Here is a 15,805-nt window from a genome sequence, read left to right as displayed (position 1 = left end):
TTAATCTGGTTGCAATTGTGAAAATAATTTTTGCCACTCAATAGAACTAGCGCTACTATCTCCCTCTTTAACTTCAAAAGTTAGGTTACGCGCTTGTGGCTGTTTTAGCGCCTGTACACAAATTTCTGCCACATCTTCGCGACTGATTTTTCCTCTAATATTATCGCCTTGCTCAAATATTAAAGATTTGCCACCTGCTTCTTCTGTCAATGCACATGGTCTAATAATTGTATAGGGAATTCCACTAGTTCTGACACTGTCTTCGCCCTTCAATTTCCAAGTTAGAATTCCTCCCAATTGGTCGTTTAACCTAACTGCTGGTGGTTCTTCCTCCAAATTAATTCCTGGACGTCCCGGACGAGTTACCCCTGCGGAACTAACAAGAATAAATTGTGCTAAGCTTTCCCCTCCATAGGCTTTAATTGATTCTAATTGCAAGGCAAAACCACCAGGAGAAAATCGTGGATTTAATTCCCCATCATATTCAAACTTGCTCAACATTAATTGAAATGAAGAAATTTGATTAGTGTCGATTGGCGGAGAATCTTGCAAAATTTTAGCTCTAAATACAGGAGTCAAATCCGCAAAGGGAATCCGAACATTGATCCAAGTGTTTGCTATGGTGTCAAAAGAATAACTAAAACCAACTCCATCCCATTTTGTGTCTGTACGAAGAAAGAATTTATAACGGTTCCCATCTCCCTTGACCCGTAATTCTATACCTTCGTAGCCAGATAAATTAAAAGCAGGAGAGAAGTTTTTAGTTCTGACAGAAGCAAATCCACCGGAGTTAGCAGTGGAAACATTACCAGCAAATAAAGCTGTATTTTCTACTAATTGAATATTACTTTCACTGACTCCACCCATGACGACATCATCTACTGCACCCCAAATATTTTTGATTTCTGTGGATGGGTTGGTGAAATCAAATAATATTTTATCTCCAGAATCAGGTAAATATTTTGCAGCAGCTTCTACTAAGTTTTTGACGCCTCGATACTCTACATTTTCTGGAGTGTCGCCGACTATTTCTGGCTGGTAAAATTTCACACCTTGATAGTATTTTTCTCGTTCTGGAGTATCTCCTTCTTTTGGCTGTACACGCACTGCGGTACAACAAATTACGGCTTGGATGTTAGCCATGACCAAGGGTGTCAAAGTTTCCGGCTGAGTAATATCCGCAACAACTAAGTCAAGTTGATTACTAATAATTGTTCTGGCTTTCTCAATGTCACGTACAAGCGATCGCACTCGATAACCCCGTTCAACTAGTCGCCGTACCACTCGCTTCCCAACACCACCCGTTGCTCCAGCTACTAATATTACACCCACCTGTTTTGCTCCACTTGGTTGATTTTGGTCATTTTTAATACGACCTTGAAATAAATCTTGTATCCAGTTAATCAAAGGTACAACTTCAAAATAAGTAAGGGTTTGGACAAATCGACCTAAGTCCCATTGAGAGCGATTTTTATCAGTCATAATCGTATCCTTACTGTTGTGGATTTTTACTTCGCAATCGGATACTTTCAACAGTGTAAAATATAGCAGATATGGTTAAAAGAATTAAATTGAATTGTACTAATTCTTTTCTATACCATCTATCATGAAAAAATAGAATAAAACCAGCAATCAAAAACACTATTATTAATACTATATCTTGCCGACGGAATAAATTCGGACGCACAAAAGGTAAAGCTGATAAAGCAAGGGCTGCAATAATTAAAATTGTACCGATAAGATTTTGTGGATTTTTAAACATTTATCTATTAATTTAGTGATTAGTGGTTATTTCTTCATTCCACGTAAACGAATACATTCCGCAGCAGAAAATATACCCGCTCCTGCTACTAAAAACTGGCTGATTGCTATTTCTTGATTGCCATAGGATTGATATTCTTGAAATAGCAGCAGTATGCCACACAAACAGAATACAACAGCAAAAACCGTATCGTAATCTTTTGCTAGTCTTGGATAGGAAGAACGCAGGAAAAATAAACCAACTCCAAAAGTTGCTAAACCAATACCTAGTAAAATAATCCAAGTGGGTGCTTTAAATAAAAATAATCCTGCCGCACCAACAAAAGGTAAAAATCTAGCCACAGAGAGAGTTTTGTCTATCCAAGCTGGTGGTGCAACTTGAGAATCAGGAGTGGAGTAGTCTGTGACACCAGATGGGGGTGCTGATGTTTGTGGGTACATATTCATCATCTGCGGCATAGTTGATTGGGTATTGGCAGATGAAATTTGTGCTTGCGTCGGGGGTATTGGATATTGTAATTGCTGAAGATCCTGCAATACTTCTGTTGCAGATTGATAGCGATCGCGATAGTGGTAACGCACCATTTTTTGTAAAATAGTTACTAATCTGGGGGATGCCTGGGCTTGATTTGGCCAAATAATTTCCCCACTTTCGGGATTATCTTGTAACTGAGTTGGTAATATCCCCGTCAGTGCTTGAATGGCAATTATCCCCACAGCATAAATATCACTATTTGGGCGTGGTCTACCTTGGGCTTGTTCTGCCGACATATAACCAGGAGTACCAATCGCAACAGTTGCAGTCATTTGACTGGGAGAATTTGCGAGTTGCGATCGCATTTGTTTCACAGCACCAAAATCAATTAAAACTAATTTGCCATCCGAGTCACGTCTAATTAAATTATCAGGCTTAATATCACGATGAATCACGTTGTAACCATGAACAAACTCCAACACTCTCAAAATATCTTGTAACATCTGGATAATTTGACTTTCAGTCCAAAGTTGACTACCCCGCATTTCCGCACTGAGTGGGTGTCCCACAATCAACTCTTGCACTAAATAAAATTCTTCGTTTGCTTCAAAATAAGCCAATAAACGGGGAATTTGGTCGTGATTTCCTAATTGTTCGAGTATTTCTGCTTCACTATTAAATAAGCGTCTGGCAGTTTGCAAATAGTAGGGTTCCGAACTCGCAGGCTTCAGCAACTTGAGAACACATTTAGGATTTCCCGGTCGGCGGGTATCTTCAGTAATATAGGTTTCACCAAATCCTCCGGCACTCAGGACTTGGATAACTCTGTAACGACCGTCTAGTAGCTTTCCTAACATGGTGAGCTGGTGCGAGTATTTTTATTCATCTTGCCACACGATGGCAAAATGTTTACTAGCGACAACAAAAAGGAAAAAGCGAAAATAGAAAAGATAAAAGCTAGTAAAAGAGAATGATTAACTATAAAAAAGACTAATCACAAGTGACCAATGACTAATCACCAATAACAAATGACTCATAACCGATAATTTCTCAATGGTACAAGTACCGAGATTTATCTTTGGGGTCAATCCAAAATCCAAAATCCAAAATCCAAAATCGGTTGACCATGCTTCAGTTTCAACCTCCAGGCTTCGGGCATAAAATCATTCACACCTCGTTAGGGTCAATGGTTTACTATACTCAAATTGCAACACCTTGGTGTAATCTCGATACTGAAGATCTAACACCACTAATATTTCTTCACTGTTTTGGTGGTGGATCTTCTGCTTATGAATGGTCGAAAGTGTATCCTGCTTTTGCGACTTCTCACCGCATACTCGCACCAGACTTAATTGGTTGGGGAGATTCTGCTCATCCAGTACGAGATTATCAAATCAACGATTATCTCACAATCATTACAGAGTTTATCAGACATACTTGTTGTCCACCTGTGAAAGTAGTTGCGTCTTCCCTAACTGCTGCTTTGATAATTCGACTGGCTATTGCTCAACCTTTTTTATTTCAAGCGCTATATTTAGTTTGTCCTTCTGGTTTTGATGACTTTGGACAAGGTTCTGGGCGCCGACTTCCGCTTCAGCTGATCAATACTCCACTGTTAGATAATTTAATTTATGCTTTGGGTGCAGAGAATGAATTCGCAGTAAATAACTTTTTGCAAAGTTTCTTGTTTGCCAAACCCGAACGAGTCTCGCCAGAAATAGTAGAAGCATATTTATTTTCTGCCCAACAGCCAAATGCTAAATATGCAGCTTTGGCATTTCTGCGGGGTGATCTTTATTTTGATTTAAGTTTATATATTGAACAACTAAACATTCCCACAATTATTTTTTGGGGAAAAGAGGCACAATTTACAACGGTGAAATTAGGACAACGATTAGCAAAGTTGAATTCAAGAGCAATTCAAGATTTTCATGTAATTCCTGGTACAGGAGTCCTACCACATCTAGAACAGCCAGAAATATTAATTGGATTATTACACCGATATTTGTAGATATATAGAGACACTGACACTACTGGCGAGAATCGTTATTTGTCATTTGTCATTTGTCATTTGTAGTTACATAGGGTGGTAAAAGACGTGAGACTTCTGTCGATTTAAGCTCAGTGAACTCATCAAACCAAGATTCTCTATGGCTTTTAGCCCAAAGAAATGTCAAGATTGACTTATCCCCTCATCAAAGTAAAACCTTGTCAGGATACTTTCTCAAGTTGTGATACTGGATGAGTCGATTCTAATTTCATTCGTATGGGCTACACTTGTCTGTGGTTAGGTGATCATGCCGAAATCTAAGAAGAGCAGCAATCAACAAATTAATTTTAACGATACACAATATTACTTAAACCGTGAGTTAAGTTGGATAGAGTTCAACAGCAGAGTACTCCATGAAACTCTAGACTCACGCACGCCCCTTTTAGAACGTCTCAAGTTTTTGGCTATCTTCAGTTCCAACTTGGATGAGTTCTTTATGGTGCGTGTCGCAGTTTTAAAGCAACAAGTAGAAGCAAAAGTTAGCCAATTAAGTTTTGATGGTCGCACACCACAACAACAGTTGGATGATATTAGTTATTCCCTGCGTCCTTTAGTAACTCAACAACATCAACATTTTGAGCAAGTACTACGACCTGTATTGGCAAATCACGACATCCATATTTTGGATTATATAGATTTGACAGAAAAACAGCGCAAATATTTAGACAATTATTTTGAAGAACAAGTCTTTCCCGTTATAACTCCTTTAGCTGTTGACCCTAGCCATCCTTTTCCCTACATTTCTAATCTCAGTTTAAATTTGGCAGTAGTAGTTAAAAATCCAGAAACGGAAGAAGAATTTTTTGCCAGGGTGAAAGTCCCGAAAGTTTTGCCACGATTTTTGCCTTTACCGTCAGAGTTAGGAATTCAACGTCATGGCAAACCTGCTCTGTGGACTGGTGTACCCTTGGAACAAGCGATCGCTCATAATTTAGAATCCCTATTTCCTGGGATGAACATTCAAGAATATCATCCTTTCCGCATTACTCGTGATGCTGATTTGGGACTAGAGGAAGATGAAGCCGACGATTTGCTACTTTTTATAGAACAAGAACTGCGAAAAAGGCGAGTTGGTGGTAATCCTGTTCGATTAGAAATTCAATCCCAAACTCCTGAATTTATACGCAATCGATTGTTGCAAGATTTAGAATTAACCGAAAGCGATGTCTATGAGGTAGACGGACTTTTGGGACTAAGCGACTTAATGTATTTTATGTCTTTGAGCGTCCCCGCAGAACTAAAAGATTCTCCTTGGCAGTCTGTTGTACCCCCTCGTTTGCAACGTATTCGGGAAATAAATCTCGCTTCCGAAGCTCTAGAAATAGAAGAAGGTAAAGATTTTTTTGCTGTGATTCGAGAACGGGATTTACTTGTACACCATCCCTATCAATCTTTTTCGGCGTCTGTGGTGCGCTTTATTACCAGTGCTGCCCATGATCCGAATGTTTTAGCAATTAAGATGACTCTTTACCGTACCTCTGGTGATTCACCCATTGTTAATGCTTTAATTGCTGCTGCTGAAAATGGCAAGCAAGTATCTGTATTGGTAGAACTGAAAGCGCGGTTTGATGAAGAAAATAATATCTATTGGGCAAAACGTTTAGAAAGCGTCGGAGTTCACGTAGTTTACGGTTTAGTCGGCTTGAAAACCCACTCTAAAATCGTCATGGTTGTGCGGCGTGAGCAAGAGCGTATCCATCGCTACGTTCATATTGGCACTGGTAACTATAATCCCAAAACAGCACGCTTGTATACAGACATAGGATTGTTTACTTGTCAAGAAGAATTGGGAGCAGATGTGACAGATGTATTCAATTTCTTGACAGGATACTCACGGCAAAAGTCTTATCGTCAATTATTAGTCGCACCTGTAAATTTACGCGATCGCTTTATTGGACTGATCCAAAGAGAGATTGAAAATACTCAAAAAGGATTTTCCGGGCGCATCGTTGCCAAAATGAACTCCCTTGTCGATCCACAAATCATTTCTGAACTTTACAAAGCTTCCCGCGCCGGTGTGCAAATCGATTTAATTGTGCGGGGTATTTGCTGTTTACGTCCTAACATGAAAGACATCAGCGAAAATATTCGCGTTATTAGTATTGTGGGTCGGTTTTTAGAACACTCACGGATTTTTTATTTCTATAACAATGGTCAAGAAGAAATTTATATTGGCAGTGCCGATTGGATGCCACGGAACTTAGACCGACGAGTAGAAGTAATTACCCCCATTTTAGATCCAGATATTGCTAAAGATTTGCAGGAAATCTTAGGCATCATGTTGGCAGACAATCGCCAAGCCTGGGAGTTACAAACAGATGGCAGTTACATTCAAAGGCGTCCTGGTGAAGATTGTCCAGAAGCTAGTTCGCAAAAAACTCTCATGTCTATGGCTTTAAATCCACCAGCGATCGCTTCAAATTTGATGAATTCAAAAAAGACTTATGTTTATCCTGACAAGTAGTTAGACAATTTTATTCCAAAAAATTAATATTTAGTAATATTAATTTCTCACTAATTTTAGAAAAAATTGAATTTATTCAACCATAGGATAGAGTTAGTTTTTCTAGTTATTCTCATAAACTATAAAGGTTGTTGTGCATTAACTTTATAGTTTGCTTAGATGTTAATGTTGTCTTGTGAGTCTTCTACCTTGCGCGTTCTAGTGGTTGATGACCATGAACTGACTCGCTTAACTTTACAACTAATCTTTTCTGCACAAGAGAATATTCAAGTTGTAGGTTTAGCTAGTAACGGTCAAGAAGCCGTAGAAATGGTTAAGCGCCACAAGCCTGATGTAATTATTCTGGACTTGCAAATGCCAGTTATGGATGGTTGGAGTGCGTCTAGTGAAATTAAAACTATTGCTCCCAATACTCAGATTATTGCCTACTCATCAGTGGATGACTCTAAACTAGTTGAAGGAAACGCAAGAGCTTGTCTAGACGCTGTTTGTAAAAAAGATGTACCTACCACCGAACTAGTTTCTTTAGTTAGGCAACTAGGGCAAGCTACTATAAATGGTACTATTGCTGGATAAAGGATACAGCCAAATCTGTTGGAATTACTCAAGTGTTCATCAGGGAGTCACAAAACTTGAAAGTAATCGTAAAGAAGTCGGTAGAACCTGAATAATAGGTTGCTACCGATATAGTTGTTTTTTTAGGAAAACAGGGTTGGGGATCGAGATTGACTAAGTGGTAAAGCTATAATCAGCCAGTGTGCGTGAGTGGTCGCTTTTTCATCTACTTGTGTGAGCGATCGTTTGGGGGATATAGCTTAATTAAGATTCTGTATCTGGAAAGGTGCGTCTATATTCATCGATTAATTCATCCATTTCTTCCAAAGCTTGATTCACGTCTATTTTTAAAGTTCCTAAGTTTGGTTGCTCCAGTAAACTCATTAGATACTCGCGCTTGCTTTGAATTTGAGCAATTCGTTCTTTGATAGTTTGTGCATCCATAATTTTTTGCTTCTGTCTAAAATATGTTCAAATTCAAAGTTAACTTAAAAAACCAGACACTTTTAACTATATTCTGTTGGCGATCGCAGATGATAATAAAACAAGTGCTAAGAAAAAATATTAAAAATTAAGTCATGTTACGCCAAGTTTCTCTGGGAACACTGGGTTTAACCATTGGTGGTATCTTAACCATCATTGGCTTCATCGCCTACGCTAACGATAACGCCACTCTCAATCTCGTAGGATTTTTTTACGGGATTCCGCTGTTGCTGGGAGGATTGGCCCTGAAAGCTAATGAACTCAAACCCGTACCCTTTAGTCAAGCTACCACAGCAACTGTTTTAGCATTACGCCAGCAGCAAGCAACTCTGACTCAAAATAAAATTCGCCAAGATTTAACTCGTTATTGCTACGGTCAAGATGTTCATTTTGATCGTGCTTTGTCTTACTTAGGTTTGACTTCTTCAGACCAAGAACTACCAATGATCACAGGTTTACGAGAAGAAGAAATTAACGGAAATTATGCCTTGATATTAGAATTTGATTCCTCAGTCATACCAATTGATGTGTGGCAGCAAAAACAAGAGAAAATGATCAATTATTTTGGTCCTGGAGTCGATGTAAAAATAACACAGCCAGGTGAAGATACTATTGAACTAACGCTGATTGCGAATAAAGAATAGTCAATAGTCAATAGTCAATAGTCAATAGTCAATAGTCAATAGTTAATAGACATCTCTAAAAACAATTAAACAATGTAGAGACATTGCAATGCAACGTCTCTAAAACGATTTTGGCTGATGCATATTTAATGAGCAAAGATGTCTAATAGTCAAAATCCTTGACAATTGACTATTGACTATTGACTACAATTCATTTTTCTAAACGCACTGCATACCATTGTAAATATTGTCCAAGACCAACATCTAGTTCACAACTGGTATCAAGCAAATATCTAGCTTTTTGTTCGATAGAATCCAAAGAACATAAATCAGGTGGTAAATCTTGAGGATTGAGTTGTTGAAGAATGTCTGTTAATTTTTCTAATAATTCTGATGCAGTCAGAAACTGCTCCTGTTGATTTGTTTCTAAAACAACAAAATGGTCTTGTTGATACATTAAATTATCTGGCATAAAACTTAAGATAAATCTTAAATATAACTATAGCAATCTATAGCAATCCTATCTGATTTGTGAACATAGAGACAGCCAGCTCCTCAACTTTTACCCTCCGAGAAGCCACTCTGCGGGTGTCTACAAAAAGTTGGGGAGCTTCTTGTTTGCAAATAATTTAGAAATACTATGGGAATATAGCTTTGAAGTTTTCAAAAAAATAGTAAAAGCTCGTTTGTAGTTGGGAAATATAAATATTGACACTCCCACCGCGTTCATCGGGTGGGATTCTTGGGCTGAACTTGCCTGCGTCAGGTTTCCCTTGTTACAGGTCTTATGGTTCATCTAGCACGCTAATTGATGAGCTTGATTATTTTATCTGTATTCAGCCATTATTAAACAATAGTTTTATTTATTTGAGAAAAAATCACCAAAATTATCACAATTAGGTCATTAAAGCCCTAAATAATGACTATTCAAACTTATTGCTTCTACCTTATATAGAATTCTACTCATGTTAGGGATAGGCATTTCCAATAAACCTCCTTTGATTCTCGTGGCTGATGACGATACGATCATGCGATTTCTGTTGCGTCAAGCTATGGAACACGAGGGCTACCGAGTAGTCGAAGTTAGTAACGGTAAACAGTGTTTGGATGCTTATACTGCCCTCAAGCCTGATTTAATTTTGCTAGATGCTGTGATGCCGATCATGGATGGCTTTACTTGCTGTCAGGAATTGATGCAAATAGCCAAGAAAAATTTAGTGTTAGCACTTGCATCTGTGGATGGTGGATCTAGTTTTGGTAATAGCTTGATTTCTACATTGTGGGATCGCACTCCCATATTAATGATTACGGAATTGGATGATTCTGATTCAGTAAATCGCGCTTTTGAGGCTGGAGCCAGTGATTTTGTGACTAAACCCATTCATTGGGTAGTGTTGCGCCGACGGGTGAGAAAGCTGTTACAACAAGGACAGGTATATAAACAGTTGGAAGCAGCTAATCGAGCTTTGCAGCAACTTGCTCACGAAGATGGCTTAACTGGTTTAGCTAATCGTCGCCGCTTTGATCAATATCTCAATTCTCAATGGTTGGAGTTAGCACAGCAGCGATCGCCTATATCATTGATACTATGCGATATCGATTTTTTTAAACTTTACAATGATAAATATGGCCATCCTGCTGGCGATGTATGCTTGCAAAAGGTGGCAAATGTTTTAAAGGACACAGCCCAAAAATATCAGGATTTAGTTGCACGCTATGGTGGTGAAGAATTTGTTGTAATTTTACCTTACACCCATGCTGTTGATGCAGTTCATATTGCAGCAGCAATGCAATCTGGAGTCAGGGAGTTAGAAATATTACACTCTGGATCTGCTGTTAGTCACTTTGTGACTCTTAGTTTAGGTATCGCTACTATTATTCCTAATTTTGAAAGTACTCCGTTAGCTTTGATAGAAGCAGCTGATAATGCACTTTACCAAGCAAAAGCAAAGGGACGCAACCGCATTATCATCAAGCAGATATAGGGGATCGGGGATTGGGGATTGGGGATCTTTCAAGGGTAGGTATTTAAGAAAAGGGTAGAACTACTGGGATCCCCAATTTCCGATTCCTATTCTTCACTCTCTCGATACAATTCTTGCAATTCTTGTAATTGTGTCCGGCGAGATTTCTGGCGATATTTTTTACTTTCTAACTTTGGTTCGTACTTTTGCTTACCTTTACCTTTTGTTTTGACTTTAATAGTAGATTCTGGATCAGCTTGTTGATTGAGTTGAGATTGGTGTGCGATCGCTTCTTCTAAGAACTCTAAATAATGCTGATAACGTTCCCAATCTCCCCGGACTGCACAATCAGGTTCATCTCGATGCAGACAGTCACTAAATCGACACCTTGCAACAGCTAATCTCTGTCTTGCTTCTGGAAAGTAAACAGCTAATTCTTCTGGTGAACAATCCAAGTCAGGCTGATTAAAACCGGGCGTATCCGCTAGCAAACCACCACTAGGTAAATCAAACAACTCTACGTGGCGGGTAGTGTGACGACCACGAGCTAGTTTTCCAGAAATTTCACCTACTCGTAAGTTGATGTTAGGAATTAAAGCATTGATTAAACTCGACTTTCCGACACCTGAAGGGCCAGCAACGACGGTAATTTTACCTTTTAGGTGGGTTGATAAATTGTCAATATTTATACTTTTATATACACTAATGAAACTTGGCTGATAACCCCATTTGATCAGGTGTTGATGAATTTGCTCTTGCTGTTGAGTTGAAATTAAATCACTTTTATTTAGACATAAAACTACATCTAAATCCGTGGACTCAGCTTTTACTAAAAAGCGGCTGAGTTGATATGGTTCTAACGGGGGATCAGCAACAGCAAAAACTAAAAGAATTTGATTGACATTTGCGATCGCTGGACGATCCAATTGATTTTTTCTGGGTAAAACATCAGCGATCGCGCCTCGTTGACCAGCCCAATCTGGTTCTTCTACTAGGACGCGATCGCCTACCATTACCTGCTGTCCAATTTTTTTTAAGCGCGTTCTACGAGTACAAAGCAAGAGTGGGGGATAGAGGGATGCAACAGACAAAGAAGAAGGAATAGATAAGGGAGAAAATAGCTTCTTGTCTTCCTTGTCTTCCTTGTCCTCTTTGTATTTTTCTTTACTTCCCAGATCTAGCTGTACTCGATAAAAATTAGCTTGCACGGCTAACACCGTACCCAACAACCTCAAGGAATCTTGTAATACTTCCGTCATGAGGTACTAATGGGACGGCGTACTAACAACGAAAAATAGCCAGCACAGTCTGTAATTTGTTCTACCTGATAACCTGACATTGTCAAACTATCAGGAACTTGCTCAATTGGCTCACCGGGATCTAGCCAGACTTCTAATAAAGATCCAGGTTCCATTTGTTCTAAACGAAGTTTAGTGCGTACAAAGTTAATCGGGCAAGGGGTGCCACGCAAATCCAGTTGAGCATCAGGAGTTGAAACAGAAGATAGACTCATCTTTGATGAAACAAATTGCCCAAAAAACCTTCTATACCACCTTTACCAGTGCGGTCTCCTTTTATTTTAGCTAGCTTTTCTAATAATTCTCGTTCCTCTGGAGTTATCTTGTTTGGAATATCAATCAATACTGTGATCATATGGTCGCCCCGACTCACAGGGTTCCCCAAACGTGGTACACCACGATTTTCTAACTTCATCACCGTATTTGGTTGAGTGCCAGGTGGAATCGTAAGTTCCACAGGGCCATCTACCGTATTAACTTCAAAACGAGAACCTAAAATTGCTTGGAGATAGCTAATTTTAATTTCCGAGATAATATTGATACCTTCTCGGTGGAATTCTTGGTCTTCATTAACGAACAAGTAGACGTACAAATCTCCAGGCGGGCCTCCACGTTGACCTGCGTCGCCTTCTTGAGATATCCGCAAGCGTGTACCGTTATCTACCCCAGCAGGAATAGTAATTTTGAGCTTCTTGGTAACTTGATTTGCGCCCTTACCGTCACAAGCATCGCATTTGTCTTCTATAACCGAACCTGTGCCATTACAGGTGGGACAGGTAGATACTTGAGTAAAACTACCAAATGGCGTCCTAGTGACACGACGTACTTGACCCGAACCGCTACAAGTTGAACAAGTACGAGGGCGAGTACCAGGTTTAGCGCCAGAGCCGTTACAAACTTCACAAGTCTCTAAATGCGAAATGCGAATTTCCTTTTCACCACCAAATACTGCTTCTCGGAAGTCTAACTTCAGGTCTAGCCGTAGGTCATCACCCCTAACTGGGCCACTGCGTCGTCTTTGCGTTTGAGTACCCATACCACCAGCAAAGCCACTAAAGATGCTTTCAAAGATATCGGCAAAACCGCCCATATCCACATCTTGGTAGCCTACACCAGCGCCTGCTGAAACTCCAGCTTCACCAAAGCGGTCATAACGAGCACGAGTTTCGGGTTCTGAGAGTATCTCATAGGCACGATTAATTTCCTTAAAGCGTTCTTCGGCTCCCGGTTCCTTGTTCACATCTGGGTGATACTTCCGGGCTAGGCGGCGATAGGCGTGTTTGATTTCTTCTTTATCGGCGTCACGAGAGACACCCAGAATTTCGTAGTAGTCGCGGGCCATATAGCAAAGGTGAAAGTTAAAAGGTAGAAAGCAGCTATGCAGGTATAACTTCGTAGACGCACAAGATTTCAGGCCTCAACTCTATTGAGTTGCAACTTCCTCTAAAAATCATGAGACGAATATCGCCCCAAGAAGTTTGGACAGGCAGAAGGCAGAAGGCAACACTTAAATTTTCTTAATAATATAATTTTACCTTTTACCCTTTATATAATTACCAGCAAGTTGCCAGCAACAGGTACTTTCTTGATAAAGTAGTGCCAATTGCGGAGCCACTGCGCCCTTAGAGGTTTCCTATCCAGTGCATTGGGCGGCGTGCCACTCATGTTGCACCGGGGGTTTCCTTGTCGCGACTGCCGTAAAAAACGACAAAAGCTTTGGCCTGAAGCTGTCTCTTTTACAATTGTGCTACGTATGAGAGCAAAACTCTGCCCATTAATTAGAGGGGCTAGCCGCACTTATAGGTGTGGAAAACCCCCCATGAGTCTGATGACAAAGTAAATTATTTCTATTCTATCGCCTCATAATCAGCATGTAGAGTATTTTCATCTTCAAAATCAAAATTCAATTGAGGTGTCAGCGTACTATGCAATGGTTCAGATTGTTCAGGACTAGAAGAATTCTCTATATATGAAAGAACATCATCCGTTTGACCATCGTTAACACGGTTGTAAACTTCAGTTCCAATGCTAAATAGAGTTTGCTGGAAAACTTCTAAACGCTGTTTGAATTCTGCAACAGAAATGCTTGATTCATAAATCGCTGCTTGGAGATGGGCAAGTTTTTCATCTGCCAAACTTTTCATCTGTTCGCCGATCAAGTTGCCATTATCTTTGAGTGTTGACTCGTAACTATACAACAAGTTTTCTGCTTGGTTTTTCAATGCTGCTATTTCTATACGTCTTCTGTCTTCTTCAGCGAACACCTCAGCTTCTTGTCGCATCCGTTCAACTTCGTTGCTACTTAAGCCACCTGTGTTAGTAATCCGAATACTCTGCTCTCTACCTGTACCTTTATCTTGGGCAGAGACTTTCATGATACCGTTGACATCGATTTCAAAACTAACTTCGATTTGTGGTACACCACGAGGTGCAGGGGGAATTCCTGTGAGTAGGAATTTCCCCAAGCCTTTGTTATCTTTTGCCATCGCCCGTTCACCTTGAAGGACGTGTATTTCCACAGAGGTTTGTCCATCAACCGCTGTGGAAAAAATTTGGGATTTACTAGTGGGAATTGTGGTGTTACGTTCGATGATTTTGGTGAATACTTCTCCTAAAGTTTCAATTCCCAATGACAGAGGTGTAACATCCAATAAAAGCAGATTATCAACTTCCCCACCCAGTACCCCAGCTTGAATAGCTGCTCCGAGTGCTACTGCTTCGTCTGGGTTAATAGAACGATCTGGTGTTTTCCCGTTAAAGAATTTAATTAAGGCATTTTGGACAGCAGGAATACGAGTAGAACCCCCTACCAAAATAATTCGATCAATATCTTGTGGTTTGAGGTTTGCGTCTTTGAGTGCTTGAACCATCGGTTTGATGATGGCTTCTATGAAATGACCCGTTAATTCTTCAAATTTGGCACGGGCGAGTTCCATTTCTAAATGCTTTGGGCCTGTTTCATCCGCAGTGATGAACGGCAAATTAATTGAAGTACTCATCATGCTTGAGAGTTCAATTTTTGCCTTTTCTGCTGCTTCCCGCAAGCGTTGCAGGGCCATTTTATCTTGGGAAAGATCGATTTTTTCTTGTTGTAAAAATGTATCTATCATCCAACGGACGATACAGTTATCAAAGTCATCTCCACCCAAGTGATTATTACCACTCGTTGCTTTAACTTCAAACACACCATCCCCTAATTGCAGGATGGATACATCGAAAGTACCACCTCCTAAATCAAAGACTAGAATTAACTGTTCTTGGTCTTGCTTATCTAAACCAAAAGCTAAAGCAGCAGCGGTTGGCTCGTTGATGATCCGCAGTACTTCAAGTCCAGCGATGGTACCAGAATCTTTGGTTGCTTGTCTTTGAGCATCTGTAAAATAAGCAGGTACGGTAATTACTGCTTTTGTTACTGGTTCACCCAAAAAATTTTCCGCATCTTGTTTAAGTTTTTGTAGGATCATCGCGGAAATTTCTTGTGGTGTATAGTTATGTCCACGAATTTGAACATCAACAGTATCATCACGACCTTTGACACAGTTGTAAGGTACGCGATCGCGTTCTGCATCTGTGTCATCCCAGCGACGACCTATGAAGCGTTTTATACTGTAAATTGTATTTTCAGCATTGGTTACAGCTTGACGCTTTGCCAGTGAACCGACCAAACGTTCACCGCCTTTGCCAAAGCCCACAATACTAGGAGTCGTTCGTCCCCCTTCTGAATTAGCAATCACAATGGGCTGACCACCTTCTAAAACTGCGACGCAACTGTTGGTAGTGCCTAAGTCGATCCCAATAACTTTTCCCATATTTAGCAGTATTTTTACTGAATAATTCTTCCTTTAGGTATAAGCAATAGCTTTTGGAGGACAGTTGTTTCAGTGGTCTTTGTCCATTGAGAACTGTCCCTCCGTAAGCATTTCCACTGTGGAAGGCGACAAAACTTCGGGCTTTATATTTCGCGGACTACCTTTCGTACGTTTTATACGCAATGGTCGCCTAGTTAGTTATTGGTCAATGGTCAATTGTCAATTGTCAATGGTCAATGGTCAATGGTCAATTGTTTAGTTGTTAATAGTTGGTAATCAGTAAGAACTTTTAACAACAAATAACAATCAACTATCGATTGACA

At 39.9% G+C, this 15,805-nt stretch carries 14 protein-coding genes; 5 read left to right on the top strand and 9 right to left on the bottom strand.

The genetic code is table 11. The features are described from left to right. Genes B4U84_RS12705 through B4U84_RS12695 form a run of 3 tightly spaced genes read right to left on the bottom strand, consistent with a single transcriptional unit; the run spans position 1 to position 3,093 of the window. Positions 1–1,482, bottom strand: a complete 1,482-nt coding sequence (locus tag B4U84_RS12705; RefSeq protein WP_131118281.1) for a CIA30 family protein — start codon at positions 1,480–1,482, stop codon at positions 1–3. 10 nt (positions 1,483–1,492) lie between these two features. Beyond that, on the bottom strand, positions 1,493–1,762 hold the full coding sequence (locus tag B4U84_RS12700) for a Ycf66 family protein (RefSeq protein ID WP_044446748.1): 270 nt from the start codon (positions 1,760–1,762) through the stop codon (positions 1,493–1,495). Positions 1,763–1,788: 26 nt separating this feature from the next. Continuing rightward, on the bottom strand, positions 1,789–3,093 hold the full coding sequence (locus B4U84_RS12695; RefSeq protein ID WP_131118278.1) for a protein kinase domain-containing protein: 1,305 nt from the start codon (positions 3,091–3,093) through the stop codon (positions 1,789–1,791). A gap of 269 nt (positions 3,094–3,362) precedes the next feature. Here B4U84_RS12695 and B4U84_RS12690 point away from each other — a divergent pair, with 269 nt between their 5' ends. From B4U84_RS12690 to B4U84_RS12680, 3 genes are all read left to right on the top strand, one after another. Next, positions 3,363–4,247, top strand: a complete 885-nt coding sequence (locus B4U84_RS12690; protein ID WP_017312963.1) for an alpha/beta fold hydrolase — start codon at positions 3,363–3,365, stop codon at positions 4,245–4,247. Between the two features lie 286 nt (positions 4,248–4,533). Beyond that, positions 4,534–6,750, top strand: a complete 2,217-nt coding sequence (gene ppk1 / locus B4U84_RS12685; protein WP_131118275.1) for a polyphosphate kinase 1 — start codon at positions 4,534–4,536, stop codon at positions 6,748–6,750. Between the two features lie 159 nt (positions 6,751–6,909). Beyond that, entirely contained in the window at positions 6,910–7,326 is a 417-nt protein-coding gene (locus tag B4U84_RS12680; RefSeq protein ID WP_026082123.1) for a response regulator, read from the top strand. Between the two features lie 243 nt (positions 7,327–7,569). Here the strand turns inward: B4U84_RS12680 and B4U84_RS12675 are convergent, their stop codons facing one another. Beyond that, entirely contained in the window at positions 7,570–7,749 is a 180-nt protein-coding gene (locus tag B4U84_RS12675) for a hypothetical protein (protein ID WP_017312966.1), read from the bottom strand. 134 nt (positions 7,750–7,883) lie between these two features. On the opposite strand from B4U84_RS12675, the gene B4U84_RS12670 reads away from it, so the two are divergent. Then, positions 7,884–8,432: a DUF2854 domain-containing protein gene (locus B4U84_RS12670; RefSeq protein WP_017312967.1), complete on the top strand. Its 549-nt coding sequence runs from the start codon at positions 7,884–7,886 to the stop codon at positions 8,430–8,432. A 190-nt stretch (positions 8,433–8,622) separates the two neighbouring features. On the opposite strand, the gene B4U84_RS12665 is transcribed toward B4U84_RS12670, so the two are convergent. Next, entirely contained in the window at positions 8,623–8,883 is a 261-nt protein-coding gene (locus B4U84_RS12665) for a CRR7 family NDH-1 assembly protein (protein ID WP_026082124.1), read from the bottom strand. Positions 8,884–9,376: 493 nt separating this feature from the next. On the opposite strand from B4U84_RS12665, the gene B4U84_RS12660 reads away from it, so the two are divergent. After that, positions 9,377–10,396, top strand: coding sequence for a response regulator (locus B4U84_RS12660; protein WP_017312969.1), 1,020 nt, complete (start codon positions 9,377–9,379; stop codon positions 10,394–10,396). 86 nt (positions 10,397–10,482) lie between these two features. Here the strand turns inward: B4U84_RS12660 and rsgA are convergent, their stop codons facing one another. The 4 genes from rsgA to dnaK form a co-directional block, all read right to left on the bottom strand. Further along, positions 10,483–11,634, bottom strand: a complete 1,152-nt coding sequence (rsgA, locus tag B4U84_RS12655) for a small ribosomal subunit biogenesis GTPase RsgA (protein ID WP_131118272.1) — start codon at positions 11,632–11,634, stop codon at positions 10,483–10,485. Next, positions 11,631–11,888 (bottom strand): sulfurtransferase TusA family protein, encoded by a 258-nt coding sequence (locus B4U84_RS12650; protein ID WP_017312971.1) that lies wholly within the window; start codon positions 11,886–11,888, stop codon positions 11,631–11,633. Before B4U84_RS12650 ends, rsgA begins: the two co-directional genes overlap by 4 nt. After that, positions 11,885–13,015 (bottom strand): molecular chaperone DnaJ, encoded by a 1,131-nt coding sequence (gene dnaJ, locus B4U84_RS12645; RefSeq protein ID WP_017312972.1) that lies wholly within the window; start codon positions 13,013–13,015, stop codon positions 11,885–11,887. Before dnaJ ends, B4U84_RS12650 begins: the two co-directional genes overlap by 4 nt. A 505-nt stretch (positions 13,016–13,520) precedes the next feature. Beyond that, positions 13,521–15,482, bottom strand: coding sequence for a molecular chaperone DnaK (dnaK, locus tag B4U84_RS12640; RefSeq protein WP_017312973.1), 1,962 nt, complete (start codon positions 15,480–15,482; stop codon positions 13,521–13,523). Positions 15,483–15,805 lie beyond the last annotated feature (323 nt).

Origin of the sequence: Westiellopsis prolifica IICB1 (genome assembly GCF_004323185.1) — a bacterium.
GTDB classification, from domain to species: Bacteria; Cyanobacteriota; Cyanobacteriia; order Cyanobacteriales; family Nostocaceae; genus Pelatocladus; species Pelatocladus prolificus_A.
Note: the sequence above shows the minus strand (reverse complement) of the source record. Positions and strands in the feature narration are given on the sequence as shown.

What these genes read in the sequence shown, in the direction of transcription:
- B4U84_RS12690 (WP_017312963.1), top strand. Translation starts at nt 3,363, where the DNA reads ATGCTTCAGTTTCAACCTCCAGGCTTCGGGCATAAAATCATTCACACC.
- B4U84_RS12670 (WP_017312967.1), top strand. Translation starts at nt 7,884, where the DNA reads ATGTTACGCCAAGTTTCTCTGGGAACACTGGGTTTAACCATTGGTGGT.
- rsgA (WP_131118272.1), bottom strand. Translation starts at nt 11,634, where the DNA reads ATGACGGAAGTATTACAAGATTCCTTGAGGTTGTTGGGTACGGTGTTA.
- B4U84_RS12660 (WP_017312969.1), top strand. Translation starts at nt 9,377, where the DNA reads ATGTTAGGGATAGGCATTTCCAATAAACCTCCTTTGATTCTCGTGGCT.
- B4U84_RS12680 (WP_026082123.1), top strand. Translation starts at nt 6,910, where the DNA reads ATGTTAATGTTGTCTTGTGAGTCTTCTACCTTGCGCGTTCTAGTGGTT.
- B4U84_RS12650 (WP_017312971.1), bottom strand. Translation starts at nt 11,888, where the DNA reads ATGAGTCTATCTTCTGTTTCAACTCCTGATGCTCAACTGGATTTGCGT.
- B4U84_RS12695 (WP_131118278.1), bottom strand. Translation starts at nt 3,093, where the DNA reads ATGTTAGGAAAGCTACTAGACGGTCGTTACAGAGTTATCCAAGTCCTG.
- B4U84_RS12705 (WP_131118281.1), bottom strand. Translation starts at nt 1,482, where the DNA reads ATGACTGATAAAAATCGCTCTCAATGGGACTTAGGTCGATTTGTCCAA.
- B4U84_RS12700 (WP_044446748.1), bottom strand. Translation starts at nt 1,762, where the DNA reads ATGTTTAAAAATCCACAAAATCTTATCGGTACAATTTTAATTATTGCA.
- B4U84_RS12675 (WP_017312966.1), bottom strand. Translation starts at nt 7,749, where the DNA reads ATGGATGCACAAACTATCAAAGAACGAATTGCTCAAATTCAAAGCAAG.
- dnaJ (WP_017312972.1), bottom strand. Translation starts at nt 13,015, where the DNA reads ATGGCCCGCGACTACTACGAAATTCTGGGTGTCTCTCGTGACGCCGAT.
- ppk1 (WP_131118275.1), top strand. Translation starts at nt 4,534, where the DNA reads ATGCCGAAATCTAAGAAGAGCAGCAATCAACAAATTAATTTTAACGAT.
- B4U84_RS12665 (WP_026082124.1), bottom strand. Translation starts at nt 8,883, where the DNA reads ATGCCAGATAATTTAATGTATCAACAAGACCATTTTGTTGTTTTAGAA.
- dnaK (WP_017312973.1), bottom strand. Translation starts at nt 15,482, where the DNA reads ATGGGAAAAGTTATTGGGATCGACTTAGGCACTACCAACAGTTGCGTC.